Annotated in this window: 16 protein-coding genes and 1 pseudogene; 15 read left to right on the forward strand and 2 right to left on the reverse strand. The window is 33.9% G+C overall.

What is annotated here, in order from left to right; translation table 11 throughout:
* Nucleotides 1-159: 159 nt before the first annotated feature.
* The 11 genes from KR50_RS03440 to KR50_RS03490 all read left to right on the forward strand — a co-directional run bounded on the left by KR50_RS03440 (nucleotide 160) and on the right by KR50_RS03490 (nucleotide 19,285).
* Entirely contained in the window at nucleotides 160-1,551 is a 1,392-nt protein-coding gene (locus tag KR50_RS03440; protein WP_041054947.1) for an ATP-binding protein, read from the forward strand.
* Between the two features lie 8 nt (nucleotides 1,552-1,559).
* A complete protein-coding gene (locus KR50_RS03445) occupies nucleotides 1,560-3,434 on the forward strand; it encodes a TnsD family Tn7-like transposition protein (RefSeq protein WP_041054949.1) in 1,875 nt (624 codons plus the stop codon).
* 54 nt (nucleotides 3,435-3,488) lie between these two features.
* Nucleotides 3,489-4,490 carry a TnsD family Tn7-like transposition protein gene (locus KR50_RS03450; protein ID WP_041054951.1) on the forward strand — a complete coding sequence of 334 codons (1,002 nt, stop codon included), beginning with the start codon at nucleotides 3,489-3,491 and terminating at the stop codon, nucleotides 4,488-4,490.
* A 500-nt stretch (nucleotides 4,491-4,990) separates the two neighbouring features.
* Nucleotides 4,991-5,173, forward strand: a complete 183-nt coding sequence (locus KR50_RS03455) for a hypothetical protein (RefSeq protein WP_041054956.1) — start codon at nucleotides 4,991-4,993, stop codon at nucleotides 5,171-5,173.
* 134 nt (nucleotides 5,174-5,307) lie between these two features.
* On the forward strand, nucleotides 5,308-5,994 hold the full coding sequence (locus tag KR50_RS03460) for an AbiTii domain-containing protein (protein ID WP_041054958.1): 687 nt from the start codon (nucleotides 5,308-5,310) through the stop codon (nucleotides 5,992-5,994).
* A complete protein-coding gene (locus tag KR50_RS03465; protein WP_041054961.1) occupies nucleotides 5,991-6,212 on the forward strand; it encodes a hypothetical protein in 222 nt (73 codons plus the stop codon). Before KR50_RS03460 ends, KR50_RS03465 begins: the two co-directional genes overlap by 4 nt.
* 104 nt (nucleotides 6,213-6,316) lie before the next feature.
* Nucleotides 6,317-7,432, forward strand: coding sequence for an Abi family protein (locus KR50_RS03470; RefSeq protein ID WP_052476736.1), 1,116 nt, complete (start codon nucleotides 6,317-6,319; stop codon nucleotides 7,430-7,432).
* A 576-nt stretch (nucleotides 7,433-8,008) separates the two neighbouring features.
* Nucleotides 8,009-14,281: a P-loop NTPase family protein gene (locus tag KR50_RS03475; protein ID WP_041054963.1), complete on the forward strand. Its 6,273-nt coding sequence runs from the start codon at nucleotides 8,009-8,011 to the stop codon at nucleotides 14,279-14,281.
* Complete coding sequence (locus tag KR50_RS03480) at nucleotides 14,181-14,909, forward strand: hypothetical protein (RefSeq protein WP_156969450.1); 729 nt, start codon at nucleotides 14,181-14,183, stop codon at nucleotides 14,907-14,909. The genes KR50_RS03475 and KR50_RS03480 overlap by 101 nt, the downstream gene beginning before the upstream one ends.
* A gap of 790 nt (nucleotides 14,910-15,699) precedes the next feature.
* Nucleotides 15,700-17,478, forward strand: coding sequence for an ATP-dependent nuclease (locus tag KR50_RS03485; protein WP_041054967.1), 1,779 nt, complete (start codon nucleotides 15,700-15,702; stop codon nucleotides 17,476-17,478).
* Nucleotides 17,459-19,285, forward strand: a complete 1,827-nt coding sequence (locus tag KR50_RS03490; protein WP_052476738.1) for an ATP-dependent helicase — start codon at nucleotides 17,459-17,461, stop codon at nucleotides 19,283-19,285. The genes KR50_RS03485 and KR50_RS03490 overlap by 20 nt, the downstream gene beginning before the upstream one ends.
* Before the next feature lie 1,187 nt (nucleotides 19,286-20,472).
* On the opposite strand, the gene KR50_RS03495 is transcribed toward KR50_RS03490, so the two are convergent.
* Nucleotides 20,473-20,928: an ASCH domain-containing protein gene (locus KR50_RS03495; RefSeq protein WP_041054969.1), complete on the reverse strand. Its 456-nt coding sequence runs from the start codon at nucleotides 20,926-20,928 to the stop codon at nucleotides 20,473-20,475.
* 138 nt (nucleotides 20,929-21,066) lie between these two features.
* On the opposite strand from KR50_RS03495, the pseudogene KR50_RS03500 reads away from it, so the two are divergent.
* A pseudogene (locus KR50_RS03500) lies at nucleotides 21,067-21,258 on the forward strand (DUF2200 family protein); the annotation flags it as partial.
* Between the two features lie 99 nt (nucleotides 21,259-21,357).
* On the opposite strand, the gene KR50_RS18390 reads toward KR50_RS03500, so the two are convergent.
* Entirely contained in the window at nucleotides 21,358-21,528 is a 171-nt protein-coding gene (locus tag KR50_RS18390) for a hypothetical protein (RefSeq protein ID WP_156969451.1), read from the reverse strand.
* Nucleotides 21,529-21,639: 111 nt separating this feature from the next.
* On the opposite strand from KR50_RS18390, the gene KR50_RS03505 reads away from it, so the two are divergent.
* From KR50_RS03505 to KR50_RS03515, 3 genes are all read left to right on the forward strand, one after another.
* A complete protein-coding gene (locus tag KR50_RS03505) occupies nucleotides 21,640-22,884 on the forward strand; it encodes a S41 family peptidase (RefSeq protein ID WP_041054971.1) in 1,245 nt (414 codons plus the stop codon).
* A 151-nt stretch (nucleotides 22,885-23,035) separates the two neighbouring features.
* The gene (locus KR50_RS03510; RefSeq protein WP_041054973.1) at nucleotides 23,036-23,629 is read left to right on the forward strand and encodes a YdeI/OmpD-associated family protein; all 594 of its coding nucleotides are present in this window, start codon (nucleotides 23,036-23,038) and stop codon (nucleotides 23,627-23,629) included.
* Nucleotides 23,630-23,682: 53 nt separating this feature from the next.
* Nucleotides 23,683-24,648 (forward strand): MBL fold metallo-hydrolase, encoded by a 966-nt coding sequence (locus KR50_RS03515; protein WP_041054975.1) that lies wholly within the window; start codon nucleotides 23,683-23,685, stop codon nucleotides 24,646-24,648.
* Nucleotides 24,649-24,791: the final 143 nt, after the last annotated feature.

The following is a 24,791-nucleotide window of genomic DNA, read 5'->3' on the forward strand; positions in this document are numbered from 1 at the left end:
AATCGAAAAAGCATTTTTTCAGCAGAAGTGTAAAAAGGAAACGAGCAAAAAGTGTAAAATTCAACTTGACGTCTACAGCTTCATCTGATTCAACAGATAAAACATAATTTTATTCAGCCATTACCTATCCACATAGAGTTACAAACCAAATTGTCTTTGATGTTAAGGGCTGGATATCAAGGAAGAAATCCAGTTAGTCCACTGTATGCTCGACAGTTTACGATAGGAATCCCTAGTATATTAAAAGGAGAGTACGATGAAGAAAAAGGAAATATTATTGGTAATCGTTCGACTGCAAGTAGTTTTGCGTTAATAGGTATAAGTGGTATTGGAAAATCAACAGCGATTGAGAATATATTATTATTGTATCCTCAGGTCATTATACATTCTGACTATGAGCTAAATGGGATATCTATGGGTTATTTAAAACAAATTGTTTGGTTAGTTATTGAATGTCCTTTTAACGGTTCGAGAGGTACTTTGTGTAAAAACTTCTTTGAAGCAGTTGATAGCATTTTAGGTACAAACTATTATCAAAAATTTGCTAGCAAAAGAATGAATGAGTCTGACTTAATTGACAAGATGTCTCATATTGCCGCTCTTCATTGTATTGGGGTCCTCGTATTTGATGAAGTTCAGAGAATGCAGAAAGGGGAGGAAGGTCAACTAACGATGAATTTTTTTGTAGAACTACATAACAAACTAGGTGTGCCACTTATTTTTATAGGCACATATAAGGCGGTTGATCTTTTTACTCCTTTGTTAGCTAATGCGAGAAGAGCAAGTGGGATGGGTGCTGAATTTTTTGACAGAATGGATAAGGATAGAAAGTGGGATTACTTTCTTTCACAGCTATGGAAATTCCAATGGTTAAAAGAACAAATTCCCTTAACTGAGGAGATGAATGAATTGTTTTATAAAGAAACTTTAGGAATCACAGATTTGGTTGTTAATTTATTTATACAGTCACAATACTTAAGTATCACATCAGGAAACGAGAAATTAAGTATAAACTTAGTTAAAAAAGCTGCGAAGAAAAATTTAAAACTATTACAACCTATGCTCACAGCTTTAAGGACAGGTGACCACGATAAATTAAAGAAGTTTGATGATCTAAAGCCTGAATGGATTGATATAAATTCCTTTATAAAAGAATTACCAGGAGATGTGAATATCGAAGGTTCTTTTTCAAAAGAGCATAAGAAAGCACTCTCAGATGCCAAAGAATTTATAAAATATGTTAGCTTTGCTGAGAGTTTGGGTTTGAAAAAAATAGAAGCAGTTGAATTAGTGTCTAGACTTCTAGAGGAAGAAAATTTAGTGGCTTCAAATAACTATGTAGTAAATAAAAAAATTGCTGAAAATATATTGTCTATCACTAATTCTACTAAGAGTGTTAGTGCGATAAGAAAAACGAGTGGTAAAGTTATTGATAGTGATAATAATTACATGTATGTTATTGGGTTAAGAGCAGTGAAAGAGAAAAAGTCATTAGTGGAAGAGTTGCAAAAAGTTAATGCAATTGCTCCATTTAATGAATTCTTGGTTTAAAAAATATAATGGTTAGCTTTTTCCCCCCTATTTATCATGACGAGTTATTTTATAGTGTTCTAGCACGCTTTCATCAAAGAAGCGGAAATGAAAGCTGTAAGCAAACTTTAATAGAATTATTCAACAAATCAACGACCAGTGCAATTTCAGATTTTACTGGCGAGATTGGTGAGCTATGTAAAAATATTGACCAGGATAGATATAAACCGATTGAAATAATTAAAAAAAATACTTTGCTGCCATACTATTTGCCTTTTATAACAAAAGAGCAGGAAGATAAGATTAAACTCCAAATGATCCAAGGCAATTCAGTCGCTATTTCCGTTGCTCTAGGTTTAGCAGCGAGTAAAATTAAAGAAACAAATTTCTTTAGGTTTTGTATTAGTTGTTTTGTAAACGAAAAGGAAATATATGGTGAACCTTATTGGCATAGAACACATCAATTACCAGGAGTAATTATTTGTCCCAAACATAAAGAAACATTATCAATTTCACACATTCCCTACAGAAATAAACAAAATAAACATAGATTTTTTACTCTTGATGAGACTTCAATTAAGAACGGTAAGAAAATATCCGTTCCAACTCAATTCTTTGATCACTATGCGTTTATTGCTGAGCAATCATACAGGTTATTGAATGAAGAAGAGTTATTATCAGGTATTAAAAATATGCAAAACTTCCTTTTTGAAAAGTTAATAAGAAAAGGATACCTAACGCCTTCGAAACGTCTAAAAATGAAGGAATTAGTATCCTCATTTCTAAGGTCGTTTCCTCATGGGTTCTTAGATGATATTAATAGTAATTTTATCGAATTGAATAATGATACTTGGTTTCATAAGGTATTAAGAAAACCTCGTGTTGCATGTCACCCAGTAAGATATTTATTGGTTTTCAATTTTTTAGAAGAAGTAATGCCCAAGAGTTTGCTAATAAATCACTTTAAATTTCAACCATTTGGAATAGGTCCGTGGCCATGTTTAAATAAGGCTTCATTGCATTATAAAGAATTAAAAATCACTAACTGTGTTATTACTAGTGACTCTAAAACAAAACAACCAGTGGGTACGTTTATATGTGATTATTGTGATTTTATTTATTCAAGGAGGGGTCCAGATAGAGTAGAACAAGATAAATATAAAATTGGTAGAGTGAAGAACTTTGGAAATGTATGGTTGAATAAACTTTATGAACTAGATGCCTTAGGAGAACATTCTACTCTACATATTTCATCAGTGCTAGGTGTGGATTCAAATACTGTTAAAAAGTATCTAAGAAATAAAGATAATAAAGTTAAAAATGAAGTGATAGAAAGGAGAGAAATTCAGAACAGGGCTGGAGAAATGCATAAAGAGAACTTTCTAGCATTAAGGAATGAAAATCCTAAATTTAGTCGAACTCAACTAAGAAGGGCAAATCCCTCAACGTATATGTGGTTATATAGAAATGAAAAAAATTGGCTTTTTAGGAACTTGCCATCTCCTAAGAAACCTCATAAATCCATTGAAAAAGTAAATTGGGTTAAAAGGGACGAAGACTATTCTGTTTTAATTATTAAAGAGGCAATTAATATGTTATTTGAAGACCCTTTAATAAGAATATCTAAATCAAGGATAGGAATAAGATTAGACATTCGCACGAATTTAGAGACAAAGATAAATAAACTACCATGTTGTAAATCACTATTAAAGGATATAACAGAAACAGTAGAAGATTTTCAAATAAGAAGAGTAAGGTTTCATGCTACAAGATTAAGACAGGAAAACTTGCTATATACACGTTCAAGTTTACTTCGGGCTTCAGGTTTAAAAAGCCAATTAACAAATAGTGTAAATGCAGTAGTCATAGATGAATTGACGTATTTAAAAAACGAGGATGTTTGAGGCATTCTTTGGATGTATTTGATAATAAGCTAAAAAATTGGATGGGGGAGAAAAATGACAAATGAACTTTCTTTTTTCCCTTCACCATTTAAAGATGAAGACTTAAGAAGTGTTATAAAAAGATACCATAAGAGAAGTTGTAATAAACATGAAATAGAATCAAGAAGGGAACTATTAAACACTGCAGCAAATACAATTCTACCCAGAAATATTGATTTTTTATTACAAAGGCTGCCTTATAACTTTAAGAAGGAAGATCTAATTTTCAAACATACTTTATTTCCTATATTATTTCCTTTTGTAAATCATGGAAAGAAAGCAACGTTATTAGAAGATATTTCTGTTATCAAAGACGCCAAACATTCATCTAGTTTATACCTGAATAAATTTGTATCTAAAGAACTTAGATACTGTCCTGAGTGCAAAAAGATTGATATTAAAAAAAATGGAGAATATTATGCTAGAAGAATACATCAGTTGGAACGATTTAATTTTTGTAACATACATCATATAAATTTAGAAGATGAAGTAGGAAACACTATTTTTTCAGTACAACATGATGATATTCTATTGCTTAAACCAATTTTAATCGAAGTTGAGAATATATTAAATAATGAAAGAATTTTGACCATGGGTAATGAATTATCTTATAGGTATCTTGCAGCGTTTTTTGAAAAAAGCTATATTACAAGAGCTGGGAAACCGATTACATATAACTTTATTGAGGATATGTGGAATAATTATTCAGCTGTCTTGAGTAGATTAGGTATTGATCCCCACTTTTTATCGATGCATAATCGGATTTGGAAAATGATTAGACTTGAACATAAAACACCTCATCCTCTTTTACACATAATAATGATGAAATTTTTAAAGAAATCAATAGATAATTTTTTAACTGATAAACCTACTCCTATCTTGTCAGAAGTGCCTTTTGGTACTGGACCATGGGCTTGTCGGAACCACTTTTGTGAATTTTACAAAAAACCTATTATAGAAAGGGTAGTCCTCCGACTGCTATTTTTGAGTGCCCTTTATGCGGATTTATTTATTTAAAAAATGGAGGGTGTAATGAAAAAATAATAACAAAGGATTATGGTACAGTGTGGAAAGATGAACTAGTGTCAAAGTATAAAGAGACAACGTCTTTAAAAGAAACTTCCATCTCTCAAGGTGGATTAGAATATGATGAAAAATATACTTACTCGTGCTGATCATCTACTTGTGGGACATCAGAATTCCTCCTTTTAGGTATTCGTGATAAGGTGGCTGATGCTATAGAGATTACGGTATCTGTTGCCGGGCAACTTGTTACTATGGTATGGAAAAAAGGAATTATTGACTTGTGTTATTAGACGTCGAACAATATTAACTCTAATTAGAGATAATCCTGGATTGGGAAGATATCAATTAAAACAGTTAGCAAGAGGTGATTAGGAATGATAGAGGTTGGCTAAAAAATATTACCGAAGCCTAAATAATGAAATAATAGTTTATAATAAAAGTGAAGTAACTGATTTATGGAAAAGCATCACTAATTATAAAGGAGGGGGAAAATGACTGATATACACTATACATTACCTAGGAAATCGTATAAAGATGACCTAAAAGAACGTGAAGAATTTATCAAGAAAATTGAAGATGAGGCAAAAGACAACGTCAATCAAAAACCCTCAATTGCTCCCAAATTAAAAGAACGATATGAGATGTTGAACCGCATATTAGAGGAAACAAAATAAGTACAATAAATTCATTCTTATTGAATAAGATTTTAACTTGTAGAAAAGGGTAGGTTTTCACCCGAAATCTACAAGTTTTTTGTATAATTAAAGAACAAAATTTTGTAAAAATGAACGTAGAAAGGTTTGATAGTATGTCTAGAAGCCAGCTATTAATAGATGCTATAAGTGGTAAAGAAAGTATCGAAAACATTTTATTAAGATTAAAAGTTATCTTATCTGATTTTGATAATGAAAAAATAATGAATTGGGTTAATGGGGAATTAGAGGGATATAAGGAATTAGAAGACCTTCCAGCTTACAGAATCGTCCGCGGAAGCATTACAGGTACCTATGTTGTGAATTTTTCTTTTCAATATACAGATCAGCCTGTTCCATTAGAATTCCTTTTACCAAAAGAAAAAATAGTTGAGATTAGTACCGTTAATCTAACAGATGGGGTTTCAACAATTCAAAATATCCTGAATGGAGAGAATAGGGAAGGGTACGCTTCTGTTATTCCTACAGCTTTTTGTCATAGCATATCAACAGATCAACTACAAATAGCGGGGATGAAGGTAAAAGTCCCGTCAAACCATTTAGACAGCCTTGTATCTCGTGTGAAATCTAAGCTGGTAGAAGTAATCATAGCTCTTGAGAAGGAATTTGATAATCTTGATGATATGGATATTAGATCACAGATAGAGGAGAATGCTTCTGCAAAACAAGTAATCTACAACATTGAAAATATAATATATGATGAATCAGTCAAAGTGGGAGATAGGAACAAAATTGACGGTTCACGTATTGGGAATATATGGGTTAGGGGGGATAAAGAATGAGTATAAGAATTGGAAATAATAATAAGATAAAAAATTCCTCTATAGGTCATAAATACAGTTCAAACGGGGTGGAAAGTGACTCAAGTAGTAAAGAGAAATTCCACAAAAAGCACCCCGTTCTATTTAATTTGCTTATCTCACTTGTGGGAGGTTTCTTATTGCTTTTCTCTTTTTGGGAAAGCCTTGTAATATGGTTAGAGAGTTTTTTAAAGAGATAAGAGACATCATTTTAAACTTTTATTTTCTTGAAAAGGAGAAGGACTGCCAGCCAAATAATGTTAAAATAAAGTAAAGTATATTAATATGGGGGATCGAGGACAATATGCAAAAATTGTTTAGTACCGAATTGGCTTCCAAACTAACAACTGAGATAGAAGATAAATCTCAAAACAATGTATTTGCTAGGTTAACACCTGCGATGCAACAAAAAATAAAAGAAAAAGAAAAGTTAACTGCGGACGAACAAATTGAATATTTGATTGCAAAAGGCATTAAATTTACCAGTATGAAAGAGGAGGAAGCGAAGCGTTACTTGATGGAAAACTCATATTATTATAAAGTGACAGCTTATCGCTTAAATTTTCTAAAAGATAATGATGGGTTTTACCATAATTTAGATTTTGCTCACTTGACTGACCTAGCAACTATAGATATGCACCTACGATACTTGGTAATAAAGCTCTCTTTAGATATTGAACATGCTTTGAAGAGTTTATTAGTGAATTTAATAACAGATGATCCGGGACAAGATGGTTATCAAATTATCGAAGCTTATAATGATCATATTGCAAACAACTTGAAAAAAAGATCGGAAAATGGGATGCTTCCCCAGGATTATGTTCATGTTAAGGATAAAATTATAAAAGTAGTGAGGAATGTTCGTGACTACAATTATGACTTTTATCTAAAAACAAAAGATAAAACATCTATCTGGAAGCTTATTGAAATGATGTCATTTGGTCAATTAGTGTCATTCGTAAAATTTTATGTAGATAAGAGCCTTCACAAATCAAAAAAATTAAAAAAGGCTGCACTGTTATTAGGATACGCAAAGAACGTAAGAGACTCAGCTGCCCATAGTAGACCTATTTTGTTAAATGTGACAGAAATCAACCAATTAAATGGACAAGGTAGTTCGCATAAAACAAAGCAACCGCAAGCAGAACCTGAGTTGAAAACTTTTGTGAAACAAAATGGTCTTAATAAGAAAGTGGCTTCAAGGCTTCTTACTAATTTTAAAATAAATGATCTATGCTCTTTAATTCTTTTACATGACGTATATATTCAAAGCCCATATATGAGAAAAGCAAGAAAAAAGGAAATTATTAAGTTATATAGACGTGCATTATACAAAAAAAATATATATAAAAATGTCAAAGAGTTTGATGAAATCATCGAATTATTTTTCGGTGTCATTAAAAAATATAAAATAAAATGATTGACGTTTTCAGATAGAAATGTTATTCTTGCTAAAGATGAAAGGCCCTTTTTCCGAAGGGGTCGTCTACAAACTGGCTCTTTAAGGGTTGGCTGTAGATTACAGGACATAATAAAATCCTTGAAGCAAACACGCAAGATTGTGTTTTTGCTTCAAGGATTTTTTAGTAATATTCTAAAAAAGAGACCTTCAGTTTAACTAGCCGAAATCTGGATTATATTTTCAGGCTATGATAACTAAACCGAGAAATAATTTTTAAAAAATCAAAATATTTGTTCGTTTTTTTATACTTTTCTTTGAATATGTAGTACTTTGAAACCCTTTTCGTTACACTTACATCATAAAGTGTAATGGGATGGGTTTTTAATTTTTTAGAATAGTCGAATCTATTAAGTAATATAATAAGTTTAATACTAAAATGGATTACCAAAAGGAATACGTAATGATAGACAGCAACCAACATTTTGCTCTAACTTAACTTGATATATTTATACTTATTAAAAGTAATGAATTAATAAATAAATTAGAGTAAATTAAAAACTTATACTGTAATAGAATATCTTGGGAGGTTTTCAGGTGGAAAATGAATTAGTCAGATATTCAAGAGCTGGAGATGTGTTCCATTATCGATGGGCAGCCCGTCGTTGTCTCCAAATGATATACCCTAATTCAAAGATTAGTAGTATTACAATTGAAGGTTCAAAAGAAAGTGAATCTGCAGGCGAATACGTTATTGATGTTGCAGAATACTCCAATTCAAAAGAGGGAGAAATAAAAAATATATCTTACTACCAATTAAAACATACAAGTGTTAGGGCAGATAAACCGTTTATATTAAGTGATCTTAAAGGCACAATTGAAGGGTTTGCTGAACGATATTCTGCACGTTGTGGAAGTAATCATTCGAAAGGTGCAGTGAAAATAAGCTTTACAATTGTCACAAATAGACCGATTGCAGATAATTTCAAACAAAATATAGATATTATTTGTTCAGGAGGCATTGTTAATTCCGGATTTAGCACTACTCTACAGAAATATACTAAGTTAAAAGGAGAGCATTTAAAAGAATTTTGTGCACTTCTCCATTTCGTTGATGGTGAAGGAGATTATAATGAGCAAAAATATAGTCTCCATTCAGAAATATCCCAATTGATTGCTGGTACTGTTGATAATGCTCAAATTGAAAGCATTACTTCTTTGGTAAGAGATAAGGCATTGCCAAACACTGATGGAATTATTATTCGAGAAGAAATATTAAAACGCTTTGGAGTTAGTGCTGAGGGAGATTTATATCCAGCACCCCCAGAATTGGAAGAATTGAAGGATGTAATTCCAAGACAACACCATGATGATCTTATTGAAATAATCACAAATTCACCAGTGCCAATTATTATACATGCGGCAGGGGGAATTGGTAAATCTGTTTTTGCTCAAAATTTGGCTCGATCACTACCTAATTACTCATTTGGGGTAGTATACGACTGTTTTGGTGGAGGGCGATATAGAAACCGAAGTACAACTAGACATAGATACAGAGATGCACTTGTACAAATTAGTAACGAATTAGCAGCTCAAGGGCTGTGTGATCCTCTATTACCTCAATCTACGGCTTTAGAGGATGAAATATTAAGAAGTTTCTTAGTTAGAGTTAAAAGTTCCATTAATTCCCTTAGAAAAACCAATATGAAAGCAAACTTAGTAATAATAATTGATGCTGCTGATAATGCTGAAATGGCAGCAGAAGAATTTAGTCATTCGTGTTTTGCAAAAGAATTATTAAAAGAGTCTTTTCCTGAAGGGTGTATTTTAGTTGAGCTCTGCAGGACGGAAAGAGTCTATTTGCTCAACCCATCTCATTTAATTCTTCAAATAGAGCTAAAACCATTTTCTAGTGAAGAAACCTTGAATAATTTAAGACAATTCTTTCCTGAGGCTAAGAAACAAGAAGCCGAAGAGTTTCATCGATTGACAAATGGAAACCCACGCGTACAAGCCAATGCATTAAGCCGGGAATACCATTCAGTAATAGAAACTTTAAAAAGTTTGGGTCCATCATCCATAACAGTAGAAGATCAAATTGATGCACAGCTGCATTTAGCTGTCTCTTCGCTTAAGGAAATATATCCTACTCATTTTCAAGAAAAGATAAATACTATTTGTGTTAGTCTTGCAACTTTACCACCATTTATACCACTTGATGTGATATCTGTAGCAGCTGAAGTAGATGAAGCCACAGTAAGAAGCTTTGTTGCTGATCTGGGGCGGCCTCTTTGGATTACAGATACATCAGTTCAATTTAGAGATGAGCCTACGGAGACGTGGTTTCGAGAAAACTTTTCGGCTAATGTAGAGCAAATAAAAGGTTTTGTTAAACGGCTTAAACCATTAGCTTATAAATATTCTTATGTTGCAGAAGCACTACCGTCATTATTACTGCAGTCTGAACAATATGAGGAGCTGATGGAATTAGCTCTTTCACAAGAGTTTATTCCAAAGGAAAACCCGATAAACAGACGAAATATACTTGTATATAGATTACAGTTTGCTTTCAAAGCAGCTTTAAAAGTTGAAAAGCATGAGGATGCTATTAAGTTAGCACTACTGGCAGGAGAAGAAGTCGCAGGCGATAGAAGGCAATTTGAGATTCTTAAAGATAATATTGATTTAATACCTATCCTCTTAAACAATCAAAAAGTACAAGAGTTGGCTTATGGCCGGAAGTTGTATAGTGGATGGGAAGGTTCAGAGAACGTCTATTCAGCATCTTTGTTATCCTGCATCAGAGATTGTCATGGAGAATCTAGAGGATATTTAAGGTCAGCCCACAATTGGCTTAAATTATATTTTGAAGACAAAAGTATTAACGGTGGGTTCTCTCAAAGAAAACTACAAGATGAGGATATATTGGAATTAGCCTTTACACATCTTAATCTGCATGGAGTTAATGAGACTATTAAGTTCATTGTAAGGTGGCGACCTAATGAAATATCGTACCGCATTACAAGCTTATTAGCGAAGAGACTTATAGATATAGGTGACTTCAAAACTATCTTTGAAATGTTACAAGTCGATTCGAGAAACCAATATCTTGTTATTGCACTGGTACATGAGTTACTAGAGGTCGGAAAGTTAGCTAGCGTAGAAACAATAGAAACTTGCTTAGATTTACTTACAGTAAGTCGCGTGCGGATACCAATGCCATCGTATTCTTACAATAACAACATTAAATCTGCACTTCTTTCTTTTTTAGAAGTTTGTTATGCAAATAATTTACCAAAAGAAAAAATCCTTAGAGTAATAAGACATTACTTTGATATTAGAGGAACCCGAACGGTTACGAGTAACTTTAATAATGAGGACCGAAGTATTTATTTTCGTTCTATTGCTCTTAGATCTTTATTAGACGATAATAATGAACTAAAAATGGATATGCTTTTACCAGAAGATTTTACCAATAAGAAACAGAACTATAATGAAAAGCAAGAAGTTCAAGAATTTAAGGAAATAATTGGTGCACTATTACCCTGGTATATAATTAGAGCGCAAATCTTACTGGGTGATAAAGACGGTCTTCAGCTAATCGAACAGGCTGAAAAGAAATCGAGGGAGGCAACAAACCGTCGATATAAAGACTACGACATGATACCTTTTGAAATCTCGCATCTTCTATTTGAAGTTTTGAAGTTTTACAATAAAGCTAATCAAAATCAGGTAAATTTTATTTTCGATTCGTACTTAGAGAAAAACTCAAATATAAGATTCAAGGATTATTTAAAAGCAACTTACTTCGCATGTCGATTGGATCATCTTTCTGGTTTAGTCAGAAAGCTTGAACAAATATCATATCAAATAGTCAAATCAGAATCGGATGAGGGGCCCGAAATGGTTTCATCATGGTTCATAGATCTAGCCCGAGCGCTATTGCCTATAAGCAGGGATGACGCTGCAGCCTATTTTGATTTAGCAATTGAAGCTGTTTCAAAATTTGGTGATGAAATAGTCGAGCGATGGGATGCAGTAGTATCAATAGCAAATCAAGCATCACTCAATGGACAAACATTACCGGAATTGGCATATCGCTTTATTCGAGTTGCTGAACTAGTTGGAGATAACGTAGCACGTGAAAAATATTTTAATCGTGATGAGGCAATTAAGGTTTCTGCTAAGTTATCTCCAGTTTCTTCTTTAGCATCGTTAAGTAGATGGCGTGATCGCTACAAAGGATCATTTGATCGTCAACTTCCAGCGTTAATTCACGAATTAGTGCAATCTGAGAATTTAGATCCATCAGTAGGATGGTCTACCTCATCGTTCATTGATTATTATAAAATAGAAGACTTTGCTGTAGTATGTATTGAAAAAGAAAAATCTTTAAGTGCAAAACGGAAAATATTTGAATGTGCTTATAGAGATATTAGAGTTAACGATACTACTCAATTTCAATTTCAGAAATTAAGGCAATTTGTATCAAAATATTCTTTTGATACTCACGAAATATATGATGCAATCGATAGTTTTAGTATAGATGAGCAAGAAAGTAAGAAAAATAGTATAGAGTCTTTAGATACTAGTTACAAAGAATGTACCTGGGTAGATTTATTTGATGGTATTGACTTAACCTTATCCCATGATATCAATGAGTTAATTCAAAGATATGATAATTTCAAACATAATGCCAAAAAACATATTGATCCAAAAGTCTTTTGGCAAGAGATTTACAAAAGAGTTAGCGACAATGACACCATTCCATTTTTACGTGAATTGATTATTGCAGAAAATGCTGATTTTTATGATTGTATAAATGGATTGTCATATATGCCAAAAGAAATGAGAAATAGAATAGGAGTTAAAAGGGTACTGCCTGAAATACTGCATTTTGTTGCTAGAAGATATGCTAACTACCTAACAGGACATGGTACATTAGAGTTTTTTATGACAAGTATTAAAGTAGAAAGAGACTTGCAACCTTTTATTGTGAATGGAATCTTGGATGGATTAACTCGTAATAGCGAGCTCATAGATGCCAGTACGTTGTTTGGCTTTATAAATATTGCAGCATCTATTATCGACCCTTCTCAAGCTATGGAACTGCTTGAATTTGGCTTATCACGTTTTGAACAACACATTAGCGAAGACTATGCGGACGGGAACTGGTCAGAGAGTCTTACACCACCAGAAAATATAAATGTTGCTTTTACGGGATTTATTTGGTCTGCATTAGGGGCTCCCGAGTCAAAAATTAGATGGCAAGCTGCTCATGCTGTTCGCAGACTAGCTGAAGCGAATTGTGTTATGGAAATTTCTCATTTGATAAGGTGGATGGAAAATGGCCAAAACAATGCTTTTGTTAGTAAAGAATTTCCTTTTTATGACCTTCATGCTCAATTATATTTCTTAATTGCTCTTGCAAAAGTGTCAAAAGACCATCCTAAAGTGATAAAATCTCATTTTAGAATTTTTACTAAATATGCATTAGAAGGTACACCTCATATATTAATTCGAAAATTCGCAGCAGAGATTTCCTTAAATATAGAAAATGCTTTTCCAAATACTCTCACCAATGAAATAGTTTATAAACTGAGACAAGTTGGTGTAAGTCCGTTCCCCCTTAGTAAAGAAAGCAAGTATGGTGTAGAAGTTGAGAGTTACTTCCATGAAATTGGTCAAGTAGATACGAGTGTAGATTTTTCACATGGGTATGATATGGAAAAGCATTGGTTTGAAAGACTTGGGAATGTGTTTGGTGTTTCAGAAGATCAAATTGTGGAGCTTGTAAATGATGTAATAATTAATGAGTGGGGCATTGATAATAATACGGGAGACCCGCGCTACAGAGTCTGGAACTCTAATCGGAAAATTCAAACTACTTATCACGATCATGGAAGTTATCCACACACTGATACCTACGGTTTTTATCTTTCTTATCATGCGATGTTTGTTGTTGCGGGAAAACTCTTAGAAAAAATGCCAATAATAAAAAGAAATGATTGGTGCGATAATGAGTGGGAAGAATGGCTCCAAAGCCATCTTTTAACACGAGGTGATGGTGGCTGGTTGGCAGATCGCCGTGATCTAATTCCATTAAAGAATTATCGATTTATAGAAGAAGATTCTCAAGGTGATTGGCATAAAGATATAATAACAAATGATTTCTTAAATATATTATTAGACGAGCGGAAGGATAGTACGTGGTTAAATGTATTTGGATCATGGTTAGAAGGTGATACTGACAAAGAAGATACTTTTTCCATATCTACTGCATTTGTTAATACTGAAGTTTCTCAATCATTGCTAAATGCATTATCAAGTTGTTCAAATCCTAATGATTATAAATTACCAGAATATCAAGAGGAACGGATGGAGTTAAGTTTATCTCCATTTAATCTAAAAGGGTGGATATGGAGAGAGAACATAGAAAATAATTTAGATGAAAAAGATCCTCATGCAGCGAATATAAATTATCCACCCTATCAAATTGGAAAAACTATTGCAGATAAATTAGGATTAACTCCGGATGATGAAAAAAGAAATTGGTATATATCTAATGAAAAGGAAAAGTTATTAGATTGTGAAATTTGGAGTAACATAACCGAATACGATGAAGAACCGTCAAGAGAAGGGAATAAATTGAGTGCGAAATTATCTTTTTTAATTCATCTGTGTAACTATTTGGAGATAGAACTTATTATAGAAATACAAATTAATCGTAGGTATAAATATAAATCTTATATGATGAGGGAGGAAAAACATGAATATAAACCCCCGCAATCCAAGATTCTTATCCTCGGAGCAGATGGAAGACTTAGAGACGAAACAACGTATTATGAACTTAGGGAAAGCAATAGTTAAAGAATTAGATTTAAATAAAAGCACGGATACACTCGGCCGGTGGATGGCTCATTATATAGCTGAACAAATTGATAGAGCCACTACAGCAGATGAAGTAAATAAGGAAGGGTTAGAAAAAGATTGTTTTGAAGCTATTTTGAAATTATGGGAGCATAGAACATTTCTTCCTGGTGAGAACCGCCCTTTTAAAAATTATGATTCTATCTTAAAGGTACTGGATAAAATAAATCCTGATAATAAATCACCATTTTATTTTGACTCTAGAGATTTAACGAACGATTTGGAAACAACAGAAGAAGTGAGAAAATGGTTGGGAATTGCAGATACTCTTGATAAGACAGTACAAATAACTATGAATTACGTTATTAATCAAGCGGCTTTATGCGCTACGGATGAAAGAACAAGAACTTGGCTAGAAAACTCAATTAGTATAAGTGATAGTGATGATATTCCTTTATTTCTTCGTTTATTAAGGGACATGGAATTTGATGATACTGAAGGTACTCAAGTTGAAAAAGAACAGGAGAGACGAAAATATTTATTATTGAGAATTAAAGAATTAGAAGCCTTTGTTGATATTAATCGTGTAATAATTAATAGCTATAAACGAGAACTTGAGGAATTATGAATTCAGGGACTTAAAATAGAAATAATGTGAGTTAACAAGTTAGTGGTTAGTGTCTTCAAAAATTGCTAACCCAGCTAAGCTATCTAGATTGATATCCTAGTTTATCAAACACTTTAAAACGAGAGGAAATCGGACTTAATCCGATTTCCTCTCGTTTTTTTGTGGATCAAAAGGGGAAAAAGCTAAACTCAATAAATTTGTTAGGAGATATAAATGATTCAGCTAAGACCCCACATAACATGCTGCGAGATTATTCTATTTATCAGACGAGAAATAGAGTAAATGATGTAGAAGTTCCAAAAAAATATAAGGTGATTCTTATGATGCTTTACAATTAAGTGAAAATCTAATTTTTGAAAGGCTGTCCCTAGGGGCAGCCTTTTTTTATTGTTTGTCACTAAAGTCTAGTTTAGCAAACATTTTAAATTACTTTTAGGAGGGGATATTATGGCAAAGAGAAAAAGGAATAATTCAAATGAAGAAAAAATAAACAAATGGATTAAAGAAGGAAGGGGGCAAGGAGAGGGGTGTACCAGCAAAATATAAATCTTCCTTAGCAAAATAAACTGTATTCTTGGTCAAATAAAATGTTCCCTAACTCGAGCGGATATCGGAATCACCATCCGATTTTCCTCGTGTTTTTTGTTGGAGAAAAAGAGCGAGGGAATAACCTGGCGAGAAAAAACATGGGGAAAAGCAAGATATATTTGCTAGATATACTATTTCATGACAGATATACTAAATATAAGAAGATTACCATCATTGAAAAAATATAGGAGGAACTTAAATTATGTATATCAGCAAAGTGAAAATAAGTAATTTTAGAAATTTCAAAGAAACAGAAGTTGAGTTGGGGAAACAAATGGTTATTGTTGGGGAGAATAAAATAGGAAAGTCTAACTTTATACATGCGCTAAGACTGGTTTTAGATCCAACTTTATCTGAATCGAAACGTGTATTACAGATTTCAGACTTTTGGGATGGCTTAGATCTTCCGTTAAATAACGAAGAAATAAAAATAGATATTGAACTTACTGGGTTTGAACAAGATGATAAATTAAAATCCGTGCTTTCTGAATTTTTAGTAAAATCTTTACCGTTAACTGTAGGCTTAACCTATAAGTTTTTTCCAGAAGATGAAAACGGAAATAAAGTTTATAACTTCAAAGTTTATGGAACAAAAACAGAAAATATTTTTGGTTATGAACAAAGGAAATGGTTACCTCTTGAGGTTTTATCAGGGTTAAGAGACACCGAAAGTGATCTATCAAATTGGAGGAAATCTCCTTTAAGACCTTTAATTGAAAGAGCAATCGAAACGACAGATAAGCAAGAATTAGAGAACGTTGCTAAGGAAATTACTCGTTCAACAGATTCTTTAAAAGAATTGGACGAAATTGGATCGTTAACTGAAAGAATAAATACTCAATTAGAAAATATTGTAGGAGATAGACATTCGATAGAAACCAGTCTAGGTTTTTCTCCTGCTGATGCTTCAAAGCTTTACCGTGCAATAAAGATGTTTATTGATGATGGAAATAGAGGAATTAATGAGGCTAGCTTAGGATCTTCCAATTTACTTTATTTAGTGCTAAAGCTTCTTTCTTTAGAGCTATATGTAGATGAAAATGAACGTGCCCATACATTTTTAGCTATTGAAGAACCCGAGGCACACCTACATCCTCATTTACAAAGATTACTTTATAAATATTTGTTGAATCACGATAAGTTGATAGTTGAGGGTTCTCAAGAACAGCACAAAATTCATAGTGTTTCAAATATTTTAACGACGCATTCACCTCATATTGTAAGTGTTGCTCCATTGAGATCTATAGTTTTATTAAAAGAAACTCACGAAGAAGATCAAGCTACAAAAATAGTCTCTACTTCAAAAATTTCTTTAGATGATAAAGATGTCAAAGATTTGGAGCGCTACATTAATGTTACAAGAGGGGAGGTTCTTTTTTCTAAAGGGGTAATATTAGTTGAAGGAGACGCTGAAGAATTTTTGTTACCTTCCCTGTCAGAATTACATGGAATTGACCTGGATAAACATGGAATCACTGTGTGCTCGGTATCTGGAACTAATTTTCTTCCATATATCAAGCTTTTGGGGAGAAAAGGATTAGATATTCCTTTTGTAATTCTTACTGACTATGATCCTAACATTAGGAAACCTCTTATTCATAATCGCTTAATAAAATTATTAAATTTTATAGATGAAAATCATGAATATAAAGAATTAAAAACTGGGGATTTAGTTACCTATGGAGAAGAAGTTGGTATTTTTACAAATAGCCACACTTTAGAGATTGATCTATTTGATACAATGCCTGAGGAAATTTTAGAAACGTTAATTGAATTGACAACAAATAAGAAAGCAATTGAAAGAGCACAAGGCTGGAAGGCAGCAAGTAGCATTAATGGAAATAAAGACAGTTATCTTTCTGACATAGAAAGTATTGGAAAAGGGAGATTTGCTCAGAGATTAGCGACTAATCTTACAAAGAAATCAGTTGTTCCTGATTATGTGAAGGGAGCCTTAGATTATGTCATTGCTAAGGTTTGATAAGCTTCTTTATAGAGAAGCAGCCAAAGATTTAGAAAATAATGAAGCACAAAAAAAGGTTTATGATTCTACAGGGAATTGCGTTGTACTTGCTGGTCCAGGTAGTGGAAAGTCGAAAATTCTTACATTAAAGTTAGCCAAAATATTGAATGAAGATATAGAACCACCTCAAGGAGTTGCTTGCTTAACTTATAATAAAGAATGCGCAAGAGAACTAAAAGAGAAGTTAAACAAATTAGGTATCAATGAATCATCCACAATTTTTATTGATACTGTACATTCTTTTTGTTTAAATCACGTGATTAGACCTTACAAACATTTAGTGAACACTAATTTACCAAAGAAAATTAAAGTTGCTACTTCAAAGGAAATAAAGGATACAATGCTTCAAACATTCAATTTAACTATTGGAAAGAATGAAAAGCATACATCAAGCTGGTCAACAGCATTTAATGTATATAGAAGAACCTTTTTAGAAAGGGAATCTTCTGAATGGCAAACTAACGACAGCGATATAGCACAATGGATTCTTAATTACGAAAACTCATTAAGACATCAAGGGTTAATAGATTATGATGACATGGTTTTAAATGGGTTGTGGATGATTAAGGAAAATCAATGGATTCAAGAGTTACTTCAAGCAAAGTTTCCTGTTATAGCAGTTGATGAGTATCAAGATTTAGGGGCATCTTTGGATAAAATAATAAGAGTTCTCTGTATAGAAAATGACACTCGACTTCTAGCAGTTGGTGATCCAGATCAATCAATATATGGGTTTACAGGAGCTCAACCTAGTTTATTAAATGACCTTGCTCAACAATCAAGTGTTTTAAAAGTTAGACTAAAAAAGAATTACAGATCCAAAAAAAATATTGTTAAGGCATCGATTGCTTCATTATTAGAAGAAAGAGATTTTGTTTCAAGTAGAGATGGAGACGGAAGTATAATATTTCATAGTATTAGGGACGGAATTGATGCGCAATGTGATTATATTTGCAAAGAAGTAATCCCTAATATTCTTACTTCTGATCCTTCCAATACGCTTGGAGATATTGGAGTGTTATACATTGATAAAAATGATGGTGATCTAATTGCTGAGAAAGTAACAATAGAAGGTTTACAATATATTCGAGTAGATGGAAATGCTCCTTATAATAAAAATCAGCTAACTGTTTGGATAGAAAACTGTGCAATGTGGTGTTCTGGAGGATGGTTAAAAGGAAGCCCAAAATTTTCTGAAATTGAGCGTACTTTCGGTTCCTTTTTTTTAAATTCAAATATTTCGGAGTCAAAACTAGAAAGTAGGAAGTTAAATCTATTCAAATTTTTATTTAGATGTAGAGATGTTAAACTTAAACTAAGTGATTGGCTTGATGAATTTAACGATAGTATTGTTTCCGAATTATTAGATTTCTTTACTGAAGAGCCAGATATAGTAAAAGAATATAATAAATTAATTGTATCAGCAAAAAATGGACAACTAAAAGATTTTAAAATATCTTCTTTATCTCGCCAAGTAGGATCTAAAAGTCATTTGAATTTATATACTTTACACAGTTCCAAGGGATTAGAGTTTAAGTATGTAATTATGTTTGGTTTGGAACATGGAAGGATTCCTTGGTTGAATGTTCTTGAAAATAAGGTAAATGAGTCAAGGAGATTATTTTACGTAGGCCTAACTAGAGCAAAGGATGAAATTCATTTATTATCCTCAGGGTGGTATTATGATTACTATGGTAGGTATCAAAATTATGGACCATCTAAATTTGTCTTAGAACTTAAAGAATTTGTAGATAACAATTTGTAAATCGAATATGTTGATTTTGAGGTTTGTGCTTAATGAAAATTAGTGTCCAGGTGTTTTAATTTAAAAAATGATCAGCTGATAATGTGCCATTATTGTAAAAGAAACGATTGTCTGGATATGAAATAGGATAAAAATTAATATCATCTGAACCAACTTGAATTAATAATGATAGCTGTTGGTTGTATACATTTTGCTACTTATAAAAGAGTCATGTAAAAGTGAGGAACGGAACTTTTCACATCTTTCCTGAAATGCGTTATTCATTAATGATTTTTACTTTCCAATGTATAATAATTGCATTTCCAACTTTATTTGTTCAGCAACTATCAGAATTAACACGACCGTTTCCAACTTTATTAAAATTAAGCTTATAAATTAAGTTATATAAAACTTGATATTACTGGTTTTACGTTTCCAACTTTATTTGTTTTATACACGTAGTATTTCCCACTAAACTGAATTCTTGGCTAAATAAAACGTTCCCTAACACGAGCGAAAATCGGAATTAACATCCGATTTTCCTCGTGTTTTTTGTTTGATATAATAGCCAGTAAAAAAGTGTGAGAGAAAACCTGATTATGGAAATTCAGGTTTCACCGTGTTTCTCCGTGAAAAATTAGTATCTACCCTTTCCAATAAGGTAGATTCGATCTCCTTCTCCTTCAGCAGTTGCAAATTTCCCCGGGACCTCAGTTATTATTGACTATATAGCTTTCTGAATACCAGATAATAACATAGAATAGTAGTATGCTGGTTTGTAATTTCAATATGATGTGTACAAGAGTAGATAGATATGTTTAGAAAAACAATATTTGGATCTTATGCAGTTCTTAGAGGGGTACGTGCGAAATTACCGAAGAATGAATTTGTCTCAATTGCATAATCGCTCCATGTTCACCAAAAGAGAAATAGATTATTATTCAAATCTTGGCGAGATGCTCGGCTTCAGTGCTTTTATAGAAGATTCTCCTTATGAAAACTTGTTATCATTTTGGTTGGTTTACGAACGTCTTTCCAGATAATCTAGTCAGAGTGCTGCAAAAGGATCTCTCTGATCGAAAATTGCTTGTCATGATTCGAGCGAAACATTTTTAAATGGACTGATTTTCCTTTTTGCTGGCTTGTATTATAAATACATTCTTTTAGAAAAGCCAAACGCCTGGAAAAAAGAATTCCAAGCGTTCTTTTTACTTATTTTTAACATCCACTAATTCAAAACGCTCACAAACCAGCATCATATCCTGAGAAAATTCCAGTCCTGCTTCGCGCAGCTCTTTTGTGAAAAAGGCAGTATGAACTTCTTTCCAATGACGATAGGTGCGATCTCCTTCTCCTTCAGCAATCGCAAATTCCTCTGGAACCTCATTCATCGGCATAACTTGAACGTCTGCTGTTCTGATGATCGCTGCAGGTTCGTCTTTGCTGTTTAAAACTACACTGTAATCCTCAACGGCAGGCAGCGGTTCATTATCAAGTTCATAAAAAACCAATCCTGAACAAGTCGCCGATTTCACACCCTCTATGACTAATTGAGCCAGATAGTCCGGTTCAGCCCCAAACTGCCATGCAGTCACTTTCTTCGGTTTTTCTTTGCTTTGTGATCGCCAGAATTCATCCCAGTAGAGCTGTGATGCTTGATTCATATAGAATCTCCCCTAAAATATCGTTTAAATATAGTATATCATTTGCAAAATTAGAAAAGCAGGACTTGTTTTGTCCGTACGATAGGTATAATAACAATATAAGAAATTGAGAAAGGTGATTCATTATGACCAAGCATAAAGACCGATTTTGAAACCTTTTTTGCTGAAGCCCCAGAGATGAATGCATCACGAACACTCATTAAAGGTGTCATATGCGGGATAAGAGTCGAGGATATTGAAGAACCCACCATGCAGGAAATCCGCTACCTGGACAAGCTGGTGGATGAACTGGCAAAAGGAAAAGCAATGGAAAAGATATTGCGAAAGTAAGTTGGATCGTATTCCTGCGGGACAATACAAAAATCATACAGGCACGGCTCTTCTGACTGATAGGAATGCTATGCAGCAGAGGAGTCGTCCCTATGCATTTTAACGGTCATCAAGCTTACTGCTTACTAAGCTTGCAATTTTAGCTAAATGTTCATTCTTTTCTTTCTGCAGCTTAATCAGTGTGACCATAAACCAGATGACAAAAGCAAATGCTGCAATATATAAAATAAAGATTAGAAGTGGAAACCACGCAATAGCCATTTCATTCAAAATCTTACACCTTCCAGATTCGTATATTAAATGTTTATAAAATTCAATCATTACTATGTTAACATAAAATGGTAGGGAAATTTAATCAATATTTATTACGGGGGACTTCAGGTGAGATCAAAAATAGACATATTTGAAGATATTCAAAGCATTTTAGAAAAGGACTATGCCGGCTATTTAAATAAACGAGAGTTGAATCATCCCGAACACTATCAAGTTACAGACGAGATGAGCGACGAGCAATTTGAAGAGATAATGAAGAGTTATTTATATGATTTTAAAGATGGACATCTTGGCTTCAGTGCAAAAGACACATCGCTTCCACATCGAGGCTTTTCAGTAAGGAGATATGAAGATGCGCTGTATGTGACAGAAGCAAAGCAGGAAAACAGGCTGTCAGTTGGAGATAAGATCACGAGAATTGATGGCAAATCAATTGATGAAGTGGCAGTCATTTATCAAAAATATTTAGAGAATGATGAGCATGAACGTCAGTTCTGGAATGTGGTTATGCGGCGAGTAAAGTGCGTACAGTTTGAGCGGGATGGTGAACAAATTGAGCTGCAGCTTGGTGAGCACGAATGGAGTGATGAGCCAGAATATTCATACCAACAAATTGACTCGCACACTTGTTACATGAAATTCACTGATTTTTTACAAGAAAAGCCGATCCTGAGAGTGATTGAGGATAATAGAAAAGCGATTGAGCAAAGTGAGAACTTGATTATTGATGTACGTGTGAATGCAGGAGGAAATGATGCTTTTTATTTCGAACTGCTAAATTATATTTTTGATCGTGAGCTGGCTTTTTCCGAGCTGTTTACGGGCAATGAAGTGATGCTGACAAACTATACAGAGCGCAATGCTGAAGCTTGGATTGCTGATCTGGAAGAGTATCTAGAGCAGGACCTGGATGGTGAGACGGCGGAAATGATTCGGAATGATATTTCGTTGTTTAGAAAAAATACAGGAAAAGGGCTCCTTGAGGTAAAAGAAGATCTTGGTCATACGATCAAAGGGCGTCCCTCCCCGCAGTATGTATATGTACTATCGGATTATCAGTGTGGGAGTTCAGGCGATACATTTGTGAGAAATGCAAAAAAATCTCCCAAGGTTACTGTGGTCGGCCGCCCGACGATGGGAATCATGGACTACTTTAACGTGACAGCGATTGACTACGGAGACTTTGAGTTCTGGTATGGCGTTTCTAAAATGCACGATGATTATTTGACACATGGAAAAGGTGAAGCACCTGATGTGTATATTCCATGGACACCTGAGCATGTAAAGAAAGATATAGATCTTGAAGTTGTGATGAAGTTAATTAAAGGAGAAGTTTATACACAAAAATATTAGAATTCAGCTGCCAAGCCGAAGGTCATATGGTATGGACATTCAGCTTTTATGTTGAAATAGGGGCAAAAAGAAAAGGAATGGAGAAAGTAATGCAGAATTGAAGATTGAATGTCCATTTCCAATTTAACAGGCATAAGAGAGGAGCTTGTATATGACCAAAAGCATCCCAAGCCGCAAAGTGGATGGCTTTTTAAAGAAAGAAAAAAAGTGGCAGGCTGAATTTCAAAAGCTAAGGGAACTAATGCTTGAATGCGGACTGACGGAGGATTTTAAATGGATGCATCCCTGTTACACATTTGATGGGAAAAATGTTGTCATCATGCATGGGTTTAAAGAATATTGTGCTATTATGTTTCAAAAAGGGGCTTTGCTAGAAGACCCTGAACATCTTTTGATTCAACAAACGAAAAATTCACAGGCTGCACGACAAATCCGTTTCACAAATGCAAAAGAGATTATCGATCGGGAAGAAATCGTAAAAACGTATGTTAATCAGGCAATTGAAATTGAAAAAGCCGGTTTGGAAATCGAGTACAAAGATACTTCTGAATACGAGATTCCTGAAGAACTGCAGCGTAAATTTGAAGAAATTCCTGAGTTGCAGGCAGCCTTTGAATCATTGACACCCGGAAGGCAAAGAGGCTATCTTCTTTATTTTTCTGAAGCAAAACAAGCAAAAACGCGAGAGTCACGAATTGAAAAACACATGGACAAAATAATGGACGGCAAAGGCTTAAGAGATTGATAAGCTGTTCTGTGAATCAGTGCAGGTTCATTTAAAATACTGGGAGATCCTCTATGAAAAAATATGAAAATCAAATTCCTACAAGTATGAAAATGGGGTTTAAGTCTTTGTTGAGCATGGCGAAGGATTCCGTTACAGGAGTAGCGGATCAGCGGCCTACAGCGGCTATTTCTGTAAAGTCTTTTAAACAGGATAAAACTCCTTCGATTTCTGACTCCCCAAGAGTTACATGGTTCGGTCATTCAGCTTTTTATGTAGAAATAGAAGGTAAAAGACTTTTAGTTGATCCGATGTTCGGTTCACGTCCTTCGCCTTTTTCATGGGCGGGAACGAAACGCTATGAACGAAAGAGTTCAGTAAACCCTGAACACTTTTCGGAATTAGATGCGATCATTCTTTCCCATGACCATTATGATCACCTGGATCATGATTCTATTGTGAAATTACAGAATAAAACAAAGCGATTTATCGTTCCGCTTGGTGTGCGCCAGCGATTAATTAAGTGGGGTGTCCCAAAGGAGAAGATTACTGAACATGGCTGGTGGGACGAGCTGCAATTTGAAGGTCTTAAACTGGTTTGCACCCCCGCGAGACATTTTTCCGGAAGAGGTCTGTTTGACCGAAATTCGACTTTGTGGTGTTCATGGGTCATTAGCGGAATGGAAACAAAAATTTTCTACAGTGGAGACAGCGGGTACGGGCCACATTTTAAAGAGATTGGTGTATCGTACGGTCCCTTTGACCTGACTCTCATGGAATGCGGGCAGTATGATGAACGGTGGTCTGCGATTCATATGCAGCCGGAAGAAACCGTGCAGGCGCATCTTGATGTAAGAGGCAGCGTTTTAATACCGGTTCACTGGGGAGCTTTTACATTGGCTTTTCACTCATGGACTGATCCGGTGGAGAGGGTTACTAAAGCAGCGTTGGCCCATGACGTAACGATATCAACACCTGAGATGGGGCAATCCATTCGGGTTCATGCAGAAAACTATCCTGCCCGGGCCTGGTGGAGATGAAGCAGGTGGCGGGCTTTACTTTTAAAAACAAATCTATTATCAAACATTTCTTTTAAAAAGAAGTGTTTTTTTTTGTGCATTTTAGAGCATGGAGAATTTATAAAACGGTAAAGTTTGTTGGTTATATGGGGTACAAAGTGTCA

Origin of the sequence: Jeotgalibacillus campisalis (assembly GCF_000829515.1) — a bacterium.
Lineage (GTDB): Bacteria > Bacillota > Bacilli > Bacillales > Jeotgalibacillaceae > Jeotgalibacillus > Jeotgalibacillus campisalis.